General features: G+C 34.6%; 10 protein-coding genes and 1 pseudogene. 7 read left to right on the top strand and 4 right to left on the bottom strand.

Going from position 1 to position 12717, the window contains the following annotated elements:
- The first annotated feature begins 93 nt into the window (after positions 1-93).
- From KFD70_RS27440 to KFD70_RS27450, 3 genes and pseudogenes are all read left to right on the top strand, one after another.
- Positions 94-306 carry an alpha/beta-type small acid-soluble spore protein gene (locus tag KFD70_RS27440; RefSeq protein ID WP_431613508.1) on the top strand — a complete coding sequence of 71 codons (213 nt, stop codon included), beginning with the start codon at positions 94-96 and terminating at the stop codon, positions 304-306.
- 1078 nt (positions 307-1384) lie between these two features.
- Positions 1385-2037, top strand: a pseudogene (locus KFD70_RS27445) (IS6 family transposase).
- A gap of 243 nt (positions 2038-2280) precedes the next feature.
- Positions 2281-3648 carry an alkaline phosphatase gene (locus KFD70_RS27450; RefSeq protein ID WP_420792391.1) on the top strand — a complete coding sequence of 456 codons (1368 nt, stop codon included), beginning with the start codon at positions 2281-2283 and terminating at the stop codon, positions 3646-3648.
- 139 nt (positions 3649-3787) lie between these two features.
- Here KFD70_RS27450 and KFD70_RS27455 read toward each other — a convergent pair whose 3' ends face one another.
- Positions 3788-5224: an IS4 family transposase gene (locus tag KFD70_RS27455; RefSeq protein ID WP_336454586.1), complete on the bottom strand. Its 1437-nt coding sequence runs from the start codon at positions 5222-5224 to the stop codon at positions 3788-3790.
- A gap of 271 nt (positions 5225-5495) precedes the next feature.
- On the opposite strand from KFD70_RS27455, the gene KFD70_RS27460 reads away from it, so the two are divergent.
- A complete protein-coding gene (locus tag KFD70_RS27460; RefSeq protein ID WP_336454585.1) occupies positions 5496-6368 on the top strand; it encodes an aminoglycoside phosphotransferase family protein in 873 nt (290 codons plus the stop codon).
- A 207-nt stretch (positions 6369-6575) separates the two neighbouring features.
- Here KFD70_RS27460 and KFD70_RS27465 read toward each other — a convergent pair whose 3' ends face one another.
- Positions 6576-7031: a hypothetical protein gene (locus KFD70_RS27465; protein ID WP_336454584.1), complete on the bottom strand. Its 456-nt coding sequence runs from the start codon at positions 7029-7031 to the stop codon at positions 6576-6578.
- A 297-nt stretch (positions 7032-7328) separates the two neighbouring features.
- Between KFD70_RS27465 and KFD70_RS27470 the strand changes: the two genes are divergently transcribed.
- Positions 7329-8015 (top strand): IS6 family transposase, encoded by a 687-nt coding sequence (locus KFD70_RS27470; RefSeq protein ID WP_431613509.1) that lies wholly within the window; start codon positions 7329-7331, stop codon positions 8013-8015.
- 958 nt (positions 8016-8973) lie between these two features.
- Here KFD70_RS27470 and KFD70_RS27475 read toward each other — a convergent pair.
- A complete protein-coding gene (locus tag KFD70_RS27475) occupies positions 8974-9495 on the bottom strand; it encodes a hypothetical protein (protein ID WP_336454455.1) in 522 nt (173 codons plus the stop codon).
- Between the two features lie 547 nt (positions 9496-10042).
- Entirely contained in the window at positions 10043-10957 is a 915-nt protein-coding gene (locus tag KFD70_RS27480) for a LysR family transcriptional regulator (protein WP_336454456.1), read from the bottom strand.
- Positions 10958-11242: 285 nt separating this feature from the next.
- Here KFD70_RS27480 and KFD70_RS27485 point away from each other — a divergent pair, with 285 nt between their 5' ends.
- Both KFD70_RS27485 and KFD70_RS27490 read left to right on the top strand, forming a co-directional pair.
- On the top strand, positions 11243-11764 hold the full coding sequence (locus KFD70_RS27485) for a cupin domain-containing protein (RefSeq protein ID WP_336454457.1): 522 nt from the start codon (positions 11243-11245) through the stop codon (positions 11762-11764).
- 78 nt (positions 11765-11842) lie between these two features.
- The gene (locus KFD70_RS27490; protein ID WP_336454458.1) at positions 11843-12640 is read left to right on the top strand and encodes a dihydrodipicolinate synthase family protein; all 798 of its coding nucleotides are present in this window, start codon (positions 11843-11845) and stop codon (positions 12638-12640) included.
- Positions 12641-12717 lie beyond the last annotated feature (77 nt).

Consider the following 12717-nt stretch of genomic DNA (forward strand, 5'->3'; position numbering starts at 1 on the left):
GGAACAGAAACTTTCAAACATCCATTTACCATAAAAAGGAATAATTATTTTTCCATGTTTCGTAGCATATTAAAACCGTAGGAGGTGATACATATGGTTAAAAAGAATAACAGAAATAATAATGAAGTATTGGTTCAAGGTGCTGAGAACGCAATTGATCAAATGAAATATGAAATTGCACAAGAATTTGGCGTACAACTTGGTCCAGATACAACATCTCGTGCAAACGGTTCTGTTGGTGGTGAAATCACAAAACGTTTAGTAGCTATGGCGGAACAACAACTTGGTAGAGGATTCATTCATTAATTTCACCTAAAGTTATTAAAGGTTACAGTAAGTTGTAGCATATATTTTTTTACCTGTATTTAGTTTATAAATTTAGATACTTCACGATAAGCATTCAAAGGTTCTGTTGCGAAGTTTTGTTAGTTTTCATTTTATCTTTGCACCAGAACCGTTTAAATGCCTTTAAACAAACGCTTGATTAAACACTTATGAAATGTATTAATATGGTTATACCTTTGCGAATGTTTTTTTGAGCTAAATTCTCATAAATAACTGTATAAAAGTAAAGTTCTTGTTTTGGGCATTTAATTTCGTTAGGCTGATGGCTACGGGGCGCGACCCTTACTTAATATTTTTTTTGTAAAATCATGTACTTTTGGATTAGATTTTATAGTATTCATTATAAATTAAAGATACGTTTCTATTAGAAACTCTCCTTATAAAGACTGTACTCCCATGGAGGAGTCTCAACCTTTTTCAGAGCACTCACTCTAATGTGAGTGCATTTTTTTTGCAGACAATGACTGGAACGCTTCTATCAACATCCAGCAAGGAGAGCGATTAGGGGGTCTGTTGCAAAGTTTTAAACGCCCCCAAAATATAGAATGAAAATACAATTGTTCCGAATAAACATTATAAAATATACAAGAACATGTATCGTATACTCATTATTTTTGGTTATTTTTCAACTTTGTAACAGAACCCAATGCAGTTATCTTGAGGTTTTGGACTAAAATGAATTTTCTAACACTTGATATTTTTTTGTAAAATCATGTACTTTTTGATTAGATTTTGTAGTATTCATTATAAATTAAAGATACGTTTTTAGTAGAAGACTCTCCTTATAAAGATTGTGCCCCATGGAGGAGTCTCAACTTTTTTCAGAGCACTCACTCTAATGTGAGTGCATTTTTTTTGCAGACAAGGACTGGAACGCCTCTATCAACATCCGGCAAGGAGAGCGATTGCGTTAGTAGAATCATATATAGAGCAAGAGACAGGCTCGATAGCTAAGTAAACTTCATACGGTTCTGGTGCAAAAAATATCTTAAACTTGAACATACTGATACTACTACTCTAAAAAAGGGGCATAATCAGTATGGGAAACCAAAATTTGTTCAAATGGAAACATTATCAGCCTGATGTTATCTTATTAACGGTAAGATGGTACCTACGGTACAACTTAAGTTTTCATGATTTGGTGGAAATAATGGAAGAACGAGGCCTATCGATAGTTCACAAAACAATTATGCGATGGGTTCATCAATATGGTCCTGACTTAGATAAGAGAATCCCGTGTCATCTCAAGCAGAACAATGACTCGTGGAGAGTAGATGAAACATACATAAAAGTAAAGCGCAATGGATGTATTTGTATTGTGCAGTCGATTCAAAAAGGAATACCATTGATTTTTACTTAAGTAAAAATAGAAATGCCAAATCAGTCAAGCGCTTTTTCAAAAAAGCCTTGTCTTTTTCGCACGTATCCAATCCTCGTGTCATTACTGTAGATAAGAATCCAGCTTATCCAGCAGCATTTGAGAAGTTAAAAGAAGAAAAAAGATTTCAGAAGGCATCCAAATAAGGCAAGTGAAATATCTTAACAACATTGTGGAACAGGATCATCGGTTCATTAAGAGGCGAGTCCTTTCTATGTTAGGGTTCAAGTCTTTTGACACAGCTCCATCCATTCTTTCGGGAGTAGAAGCCATGCATAGGATCAAAAAAGGAACAGATTGATTTACGGGATTAGTCTGCCCAAAATCAAAAAGTATTTATCCATCAATTGTTTGAGCTTGCAGTATAAGATATGATTCCGCTAGGAGTATATGCGCTTTATTCTCTTTTATTTTTGCACCAGAACCAAAAAGTTTTGTTTTTGCAAAATGAAATATGTTATGAATATTTTTTATATTGATTTGTATAGAAAAAGTAATATAAATTAGTGATGATAAATTGGAACAAATTTTGAGGGGGATTTAATGTGAAAAAGATTATGAAGAAAGCAGGCCCATTATTAGCATTATCAACTTTAGTATTTACTTCTGCTGTAGGGTGTAGTGTGGTAGGTTCGAATGAAAAAGTTGCAGAGGCTAGCAGGGCAAAAATTAAAAATGTAATTGTTTTAATTGGGGACGGGATGGGTCCTTCTTCCATGGTAGCGTACCGTTATATGAAAGACAATCCAAATACAAAAGCAATGGAGAAAACATCATTTGATCAATATTTCGTTGGAACACAAATGACATATTCAGAAGATGCGCATGAAAATATTACAGATTCAGCTTCAGCAGCAACAGCGATGTCTACAGGAATTAAAACATATAATGCAGCAATCGCGGTGGATAATGATGAACAACCAGTAAAAACAGTATTGGAACAAGCGAAGGAAAAAGGAAAAGCAACCGGTTTAGTTGCGACTTCTGAAATTACAAATGCAACGCCAGCGGCATTTGGTGCACACGATGTAAGCCGTAAAAATATGAATGAAATTGCGAATGATTACTTTGATGAAAAAGTGAAAGGTAATCATAAAGTAGATGTTCTTCTTGGCGGTGGTGTAGATAATTTTGTACGTGATGACCGGAACTTAACAGAGGAGTTTAAAAAAGCTGGTTATAGCTATGTAACAAATCGTGAACAATTATTAAATGACAAAAATGAGCAAGTGTTAGGTTTATTTGCACCAAGAGGTTTAGATAAAGCGATTGACCGTGGTACAGAAATACCTTCCTTAGAAGACATGACAAAAGCAGCAATCGACCGTTTAAAGAAAGACAAAGATGGTTTCTTCTTAATGGTTGAAGGTAGCCAAATTGATTGGGCTAATCATGATAACGATGTAGTTGCAGCAATGAGTGAAATGGAAGACTTTGAAAAAGCATTCAAAGCAGTGATTGATTTCGCAAAGAAAGATAAAGAAACGTTAGTTGTAGCTACTGCAGATCATTCTACAGGTGGTTTCACTGTTGGAGCAAATGGCAACTACAACTTTGACGCAAATGTTTTAAAAGCAGCAAAACGTACGCCAGACTTTATAGCAAAAGAAATTGCAAATGGTGCAAGTGTAGAAGAAACATTAAAAGTGAATGTTGATTTAGAGTTTACACCTGAAGAACTTGCATCAGTAAACGAAGCGGCTCTAACAAAAGACGTAAAGCAAATTGATAATGCAATTGAGAAAATCTTTAATGTACGCTCTTATACAGGCTGGACGACTGATGGTCATACTGGTGAAGATGTAGGTGTATATGCATATGGACCAGGAAAGCACGTATTCTCTGGTTTACAAGAAAATACAAACTTAGCGAAACGTGTATTTGATAGTATTGGTGGCGGTGACCCTAATAAAGGTCGCTATTAGGGATACCGCCACATGCCCATCAACTTAAGAACAGAAACAAAATGAGCTTTCGTTCAAATACACTAAAAAACTCCTAGAGTACTTTTTATCTTTAAAAATGAGCATATCAAATAAACCTAGATAAGTATCTTTTTTAAAATTATGCAGCTTTCTTTTGTTTTTTTAATCCATTATACTCATAGACAACACCCAAAATATCAAAGACAGTTTTCTTCTCATATCGATGAGATTTCCGTCCATTCTTCTGTAGGAGGTTGAACAGGCAGACTAGGATCTTTGTTATTTCTTGGGTGTTTTGCTGTATAGTTTGATATAAAATGTGTAAATGATCTTGAATCATTCCAATTGCTTTATATTCACTTAATTCTTGTTTCTTCTTTTGTAAAATTAATTGGCGCATCTTAAACATAGTAGAAGAACATAAAAAAATGGCAATGAGTTTTCCATAAACATGATATTCTAATGGCTCTTGTTTAATATTTTGCCAATGATGAATTTGAAATAGAGATTTCCAAGTTTTAAAAATGATTTCAATTTGCCAACGGAGAGAGTAAAAATCATGAATTTGTTCCATCGGAATAATCTCCCAAGGTGTATTGGTAACATATGGGTTTATGCCAGATAATCGCTTGCTTTTTTCCGAATATGTAATGCCCTTTTTACTTTCCGTATACATTTGTTTTTTCATACGCTCACGAAGTTGTTTTTCTGTTAATCGATACATAATCACCCGAGTGAATAGTTTTTTATCCTTTCCAATATAAGCGTCTTTTATTTCATAGACCTGTCCTGGTTTTAAGGTATTCATAATGTGTTCTAAATCAACTTTGATGTACTGAGACTGTTTTTTTACTGTCCCATTTCGAAAGTATTCAGGAAACTCATTTTTGATATACACCATATTATTTAATTTCAGCCGCGATATATAATATACCCCGCGTTGGTCCATTTGATCTAAATCGTCCAGTGAATAATAACCCAAATCTCGAATACAGAGGTCGCCAGGCCGTAATGTCGCTAAACATTCTGTTCCAAAGGTTTTATCATTATTCTTCCCTGGTTCAACTTGAAAATTTAAAAACTGCCCACTATGTAAATCATATTCTAATTGAATTTTTATACCCGCTGTTTGTGCACAACCACCTGACCCAGGGTACACACTAGCTAAATGTTTTGGCACTTGGAAAATCGTTGCATCTAAAATACGAATTCGTTGAAAATAAGCGATTGAAGAGCTTGGAATCACTGATGTTTCACAAATTTTACTTTTTAGCAATGTAGAGAAAATGTGTTTTAAAAAGCAAACAGCTTTTTTATTGAAACACTTATTGAGTCCTTCTGGACTCATGAGTGTTCCTGTAACAGCATGAAATTGACTACACAGTCTCACTAAAGAATCACTCGCTACTCGTTGACTAATCCAAACACATATAGTAGCTAAATCATGCCCTGAAAATTTACGTTTCCGTTGTACAAAACCTAGTTCTCTAGCGAGATTTTCCAAAAATGAAGGAGTAAGATGTTCATATAATTCTTCAGCAAATAATTGTAGTTCACTCTGAATCGAAAGATTCATAAAAAACACCATCCTTTCTGTATATTTCTACAAAAAGAATAACGTTTTTTTGTATTTAAGGGTATTAAAATCTCTTAAGTTAAGGGGGATGTATGTTGACCCCTATAGGAGTTATGTTACAATTTAATAAATTAAGAAAAATCAATTTATTCAGGTGTGACTGCATTTTATAATAAAAAAGTGTGGCTTTTTGACTTTTGGTGTACGGAGCATTATTATAATTTTCCACCAATAAAAGTTTATGTCAGAGCTACCAAGGAGAGATCATACGATGTCCGAGAAGATGCATGCTGACGAATTGGAAATTGAAGAACGACTTGTGCGTCGTTTGCTTGTCGATCAGTTCCCCCGCTGGGCAGAGTTGCCCCTTCGTAAGGTAGAGCCAGTTGGAACGGTAAATACCGTTTTCCGACTTGGCGACGAATATTCCATTCGGCTAGCGAGAAGGGAAGGACCGACGACACCAGGAGGACGCGAGTTCTTATGGCTATCAAAACTCGCGCCATTAGTTCCGCTTGAAATCCCTGTACCTATCGCTCAAGGGCGCCCCAATAACGAATACCCATGGTTTTGGGAGATACATTCGTGGCTGAGGGGTGAAACGGTGCCGATAGAGGCGATTGACGAGATTCAGGCAGCACGCGATCTCGCAGGGTTTGTCCTAGCACTGCAACAAGTCGATCCAACGGGAGGGCCGTTAGGACGCGGCATTCCTTTGGCCCAACGGGACAAGGACTTCCGATATTGGCTAGCACGATTTAATGGCGATCCCGCGGTGTCTGCTGTATGGGAGTCGGCTCTTTCTGCGCCTACATGGAACGGTCCTCCTGTTTGGCATCACGGCGATCTAGATGTACGTAACTGGCTCGTGCGTGATAAGCGTATCAGCGGTGTGATTGATTGGGAGACAATGGGCATAGGTGACCCTGCGTGTGATGTAATGGTCGCGTGGAAGTTGCACTCGCCAGAGGCGCGCGATGTGTTCCTTGATGCTATCCGTACGGACGATGCTACATTGGCAAGGGCCCGCGGATGGGTCGTATCACAGGCGGTTGCAATCCTTACCTACTATACGCCGCAAAACAATCCAATTTTGTACAATGAGGCGAAATCCTGGCTAGATCTAGTGCTAGTTCAAAAGTAATTCAGTGATTTTAAGAGTGAAACATATCTCAGTTATTCATATTCAACGGGCTTATTCAGAAAGCGAGAGAACCATAAAAACGTTATCTTTTCAAGTATTTTACTGAAAGAATAACGTTTTTTTCATTTTGGGGGAAATTCGTCTCCTTAAGTTGATGGGCATGTATGGTGACCCCTATTATGCTAATTTATATGGTTGCTATTACAACTAAAATACTCTAACTTTCCATCCATACTCCCCACCTCTTGTATCTGAAGGAGAATAGATTTTAACTTTATAATTTCCATACCCATAAGAATTTAAATTCACATTTAATTTGTAGCTATCAGCTCCAGAAGTATATACCTTAGAAGGATAAAGCGTTTTTCCATTAGGTGTATACACTTTAAATTTAAGATCAGTATTTAAAATAGTATTATCTAACCAAAAGTTAACTTCATCACCCATACTGCTGCTAATATTGTATGTTATACTTTGGCTTGACGAATCATTTGGAAAAGCAAAAATTCCATCTTCAAGAATAACCGAACTAGCAAGACCTTGTACATTAGAAACAGGATTCTTCGATTCTTCAGCACTCGCATTTGTCGTAAACATACCTAAACCACCAAATCCAATTGCAGTAGCTAGTGCAATTCCTACAAATTTTTTCATCTTTTTCATTTAAAATACCTCCCAATATTTTTTTGTAAGGTTTATTATCCTGTACAATTTACAGTTTATGATACTTCAATTAGTAGAACAATTTAATTATTTATATAATAACCATAGTTTTAACCTATGATATAATTTGCATTATCTTAAGTTTCTGTAGAATTCATATAGAAACATGACGAAGATTTTGAAATCCTGTGGATTTGACAAAACGTCTCTTTTACATACCTATGATCCTGTTGGTTCTGTTGCAAAGTTTTCTACATGAAGCTACACTCTAGAAAACAGGATCTAGGAGAATCAGACATGAGATATTTTAAAGGAAAACAATTCAAGAAAGATATTATTTTAGTAGCCGTCGGCTACTACTGTCGTTTTTCTTTAAGTTATCGCGATGTATCTGAAATCCTGAAAGAATGTGGTATTTCAGTTCACCCAACACCCATCATGCGATGGGTTCATGAATATGGCAATCTCATCTATCAAATTTGGAAAGTGAAAAATAAATCTGCGTGCTTATCTTGGCATTTGGATGAGACTTATATCAAAGTTAAGGGAGAATGGCGTTATCTCTATCGTGCAATTAATAAAGATGGACACACATTGGATATTCAACTTCGTAAAAAACGGAATCATCAAGCTGCCTATGCCCTCATGAAAAGATTAGTAAAACATTTTGGAGAACCTATGGTTCTCACTACAGACAAAGCGCCGGCATTACTTTACGCATTTAACAAATTAAGAAAACAAGGATTTTATCAAACTACCATCCATTGTACAATCAAGCATTTAAACAATCTTATTGAACAGGATCATAGGCATGTAAAGAGACGTTTTGCCAAATCTGCAGGATTTCAAAATCTTCGCCATGCTTCACGTACGATAAAAGGTATCGAGACTATTCATGCCCTATATAAACAAAGGCGAAGTCTTCAAAGAGACTCCGCCTTTTCAACGTACAATGAACTTCAACGATTATTAGCTACTTCTTAAACATTGCTCCTCATTTACCAACCTGTTTATGTTTTTTTCAAACTTTGCAACAGAACCCTAAAAACATAGGCTTACGCCTACCGCCATTCATCTCCCACCTAAAATTGGTGTTTCACACCTTCCCATTTTAGAGGAAGGAATCTTCTGTCGGATAAGCATTACACTCTTCTATAGTATGTAAGTCTTTTAAGTCCAAGTATCCTAAATCACGTGGTTCGGGTGCAAAAAATGATACATTACCAAATTCGTTTTTTTTGCACTAGAACCTGTTAATTTATATGTAGTCAATATTCCTATTGTTAATTCATTCTTTTCTATACTAATTACATATTATTTTCAGAGTGATAGTGTCAGTATATTCGAAGTTGAGAGATTCAATGCAGTTATCTCAAGATTTTGGACTAAAATGAGTTTTCTAATACTTAATATTTTTTTGTAAAATCATGTACTTTTTGATTAAATTTTGTAGTATTCATTATAAATTGAAGATACGTTTCTATTAGAAACTCTCCTTATAAAGACTATACTCCCATGGAGGAGTCTCAACCTTTTTCAGAGCACTCACTCTAATGTGAGTGCATTTTTTTGCAGATAAGGACTGGAACGCTTCTATCAACATCCAGCAAGGAGAGAGATTATGTTAGTAGAATCATATAGAGCAAGGGACAGGTTCGATAGCTAAGTAAACTTCATGCCGATAGGTACGATGACCTTAGAAGCTCTTCTTTAAGTGAAGTGTAGATGGAGGGAAGTTCACATGCCCATCAACTTAAGAACGGAAACAAAATGAACTTTCGTTCTTAAGTTGATGGGCATGGGGCATCATATCAAAAAAAGAAAATTATACGTTTAGACACAATTTGGACACAAATTAGTTGGTTCCCTGTACGTTAAGGAACCAGTTATTTATTTTACTGCTTTTTTTATGAAGTTTTTATCTCGTAATGATCTTAAATGATTAAAAATTATTATTTGTTGATTTATCATTATCTCTTTTTTTTACAACTTTGTAAGCAATCCAAATAAATAAATTACAAATTACCAGTCCGATAGAAGCTGGTAAAACGATTGATACTCCTGAACCATCACCTGCATATAAACTCCATAGAACTTTCAATATAGCAATTAAGTTAATGACAAGTATTCCATACTTCCAAGAGTGTTTCCAAAACGCATATGCTAAAGCAAACATTGTCACCGGAACCAGTGAGGACAACACAATCTTAATAAAGTTCCACTTGCCAAACAAATAATCCATTTCCATTTCCAAAAAAGCTTCCACTTTGGAATTTACTGTTGTAGGTTTTGGAAACCAAAACATACTTGTAGCTAATGCAACTAAAGTGATTATTATCCCTTTGATACTTCTTTTATAAGAAAAATAGCAAAACGGCAATAAAAATAGTGGACGAATATACCAACTCAAGATATTTTGATGTCTTTCAAACGCCCAAGTAAAAAAATCATTAAGAAAATCCACAGATAATCACCTCCTAAGTGCAGCTACATTGGTATTTGATTTAAAATGAAGAATAGCCAGTTTAATGTTAGCATGTTTTTAAACATATATTTGTAGAAACGTGTAAATGTCTATTGATATAGAAATACTCCAGGTTATTTATTGTCTTTTTATAGCATAGAAAACCCTTAGAGGTTCAGCCGAGATACATGCAATTTTAGGTTAATCACTGTAATTTATTACTATAATCAAATTTAAGTGTAACAATAAGGCATTTTACTAATAGTATTTTGTTACGGCCAATTCAACGTTTAGGATAGTTCATATTTTAAAATACAAAATGTAATAAAAACGGTCGTTTTTGTTACGGATAGTGTGGACTAACATCATTTATAAAACATATAATTATAAGGATATATACAAAGAATGATTGAATACACATTGTTTTTAGAAATTATATAGCAGAAAGCCATGAACCTGAAGATTCATAGCTTTTTTATTCAGTACGGAGATTTTATTTATATTGTTACAACTATATAACTGGAATTTAACAACATGTACACAGGCTTTAATTATTTCCTTCGGCATTACCATAGTTTAAACTAAACGAAATTTCTTTTAACGTATCAATGAAAATATGTGTAGCTGCACCTAGATATTTATCCTTCCTATAGACAATTCCCACATTTCGAGCAAGTTTAGAATTTCGTATAGGAATGATCTTTATATTAGGTTGGTTAAGATACTTTAGATAAGGGACGGGTAATATGGTGATTCCTATACCGTCTGCTACCATATTAATTAATGATTGCATAGTTGTAATTTCAAAAATAGGACTCGGAAGAAAACCCAAGTCTTTGCAATTTTTATTTATAAGTTGTCTTATAAAATATTGTTCAGGAAGTAAAATAGAAGGAGTCGTCTCTAATACTTCTAACCCTAACATATCCTGATGTGCTAATGGATGTTCAACAGGTACTGCAAAAGCCATTTCTTCAGTATATAAAGAAAGTGTTTCAAATTCATCGCCTTTTATAGGTAAAAAAACGATTCCTAAGTCCACCTTATTTTCTAACAAGTGTTTTTGAATATCCCCAGTACGTAGACCTAGCACAGAAATCTTAACAGCTGGGTATAACTTGTGAAATTTAATTAATGCGGGTGGAATAAGATAATTTTCTACTGTTAACAATGTACCAATCGAAATTGAGCCTCTTTGAAGTCCATTTAATTCATTTATTGAAGTTTTTGCCTGTTCTAATTCGTGAAAAATATTGCGAGTATACTTTAAGAGTAGTTTTCCCGATTCAGTAAGAGCTGTCTTCTTACCAATTCGATCAAATAAAGGCGTTCCAATTTCATGTTCTAATAATCTGATTTGTTGACTTAAAGATGGTTGGGAAATTCCAACTTTTTCTGCAGCTCTTGTAAAATGAAGTTCTTGGCACACAGCATAAAAATACTCCAGTTGTCTTAATTCCATTCTGAAGCCTCCTAGTTAAAGTAATGATAGTTAATGAATTGATGTTATGTAAAGCCTCAAGGATCTCATTTATTATGGTTAGCTTCTATATGAATTCTACAGCAACTTAAGGTAATACAAATTATATCATAGGTTAAAACTATAATTATTATATAAATAATTGAATTGTTCTATTAATCGAAGTATCTTAGACTATTATTTACACCGAAGGTTAATCTTATTGAGATGTATAGTTCCAAAATTAAAAATCTTTCAACTGTGTAAAATTTTGAGGAGGTTAATAGGATGAGTAATCAAAGAACAGATATTGTCAATTATAGTGAATTTCTAAAAAAGAGTAAGAAGCCTGCCATTCGAGCATGTTCTTGGAAATGGAAAGATATTTATCCCATGCTTAATGAATCTGTATCAGAAGATTTTCTTGAAAGTGGACGTGGAACTTTATCCCTCATTCATAAGGATACTGGAGATGCGTATGGTACTTCCTCAACAATGAATGTAGTAGTACAAATTTTCAAACCAGGTGAGCATAATAAGGCTCATCGTCATACGAATGTGGCTTTAAACCTAGTATTTCAGGGAGAGGGTTTTAGTATTGTAGATGGAGAGAAGATTGAATGGGAAAAAGGTGATTTATTCCTAGCTCCTCCATGGTCTGCTCATGAGCATTGCAACACTTCAGAAACAGAGGATGCGATCCTTTTCACTTTTCAGGATGTTCCGGTCCTTACTTCAATGGGTACATGGTTTTTAGAAGAACCCATAGGGAGTACTCCCCGCCACGTTGTACAGACAGAGAAAAAATAGAAGGTATTAACTAGTACTTTTTATATTTGATCTCACGTAGAATTATTTATTTAATATAAATGCCGGAGGATAAAACAAATGAAAAATTTAAATGTAGCTATTCCAACCCCCTTTCAAGAAGATGAAAGTTTGTATTTAGAGGGCTTTAATTCCATTGTTGAGTACTTAACAGGTAACGGAATAGAGTCTCTTCTTGTATCTGCTACTACAGGTGAACAAAATTCAATGAGTATTGAAGAGCGAATCCAAATTATCGATTATTTTAACCAACAAAACTTTAAACATGTTGAACTTATGTTTGGTGTATCAGCTACAACAACAAAAAATGCAATAAGATTGATTAAAAAACTTGAGGAGTCTATTTTCGATTCTATTCTAATTCAGTTCCCTCCATACATTCAGCCGACGCAAGAACAGGCTATTTCTTATATTAATGAGTTATTGCAGCATACCACAAAACATGTTGTACTTTATAACAATCCTTTTCGAACAGGTTTTGAGCTAAGTGCTGAATCATTTAGTACTCTTATTAATCAGAAGCACTCCAATCTGGTAGGCATGAAAGAAGAGAGTGATGTTAAACGTCATGAAAATACAACTTTACCAGATGAATTTATCATGTTCGCTGGGGGAGATGTAAACCTTATAGAAAAGATAATGAATGGTTGTAATGGACTTTCTAGTATGGTAGGAAATGTTTATCCAAAAGAAATTCAACAAATTTTCAGTGACTTATTAACAAATAAACCAGTGGACATTCGAAAAATAAACGAATTAATTAATAAGGTTACGAGTGGTCAAGCTGTTATAAACATTAAGAATCACTATAATTCTCTGGGCATAAAAGTAGGTACTTGTCGTTCTCCTATTCGGTAATAATACTATTTCACGGATTTCCTCATTTTAATGAAAAGAATCCTAAGGTAATCGCCAAGCAGAAAAAATAATTCAAT

The organism is Bacillus pfraonensis (assembly GCF_050768835.1).
In the GTDB taxonomy this organism is placed as follows: Bacteria; Bacillota; Bacilli; order Bacillales; family Bacillaceae_G; genus Bacillus_A; species Bacillus_A pfraonensis.

Coding starts and splice junctions, on each gene's coding strand:
- KFD70_RS27440 (WP_431613508.1), top strand. CDS start 94: ATGGTTAAAAAGAATAACAGAAATAATAATGAAGTATTGGTTCAAGGT.
- KFD70_RS27450 (WP_420792391.1), top strand. CDS start 2,281: ATGAAGAAAGCAGGCCCATTATTAGCATTATCAACTTTAGTATTTACT.
- KFD70_RS27455 (WP_336454586.1), bottom strand. CDS start 5,224: ATGAATCTTTCGATTCAGAGTGAACTACAATTATTTGCTGAAGAATTA.
- KFD70_RS27460 (WP_336454585.1), top strand. CDS start 5,496: ATGTCCGAGAAGATGCATGCTGACGAATTGGAAATTGAAGAACGACTT.
- KFD70_RS27465 (WP_336454584.1), bottom strand. CDS start 7,031: ATGAAAAAGATGAAAAAATTTGTAGGAATTGCACTAGCTACTGCAATT.
- KFD70_RS27470 (WP_431613509.1), top strand. CDS start 7,329: ATGAGATATTTTAAAGGAAAACAATTCAAGAAAGATATTATTTTAGTA.
- KFD70_RS27480 (WP_336454456.1), bottom strand. CDS start 10,957: ATGGAATTAAGACAACTGGAGTATTTTTATGCTGTGTGCCAAGAACTT.
- KFD70_RS27485 (WP_336454457.1), top strand. CDS start 11,243: ATGAGTAATCAAAGAACAGATATTGTCAATTATAGTGAATTTCTAAAA.
- KFD70_RS27490 (WP_336454458.1), top strand. CDS start 11,843: ATGAAAAATTTAAATGTAGCTATTCCAACCCCCTTTCAAGAAGATGAA.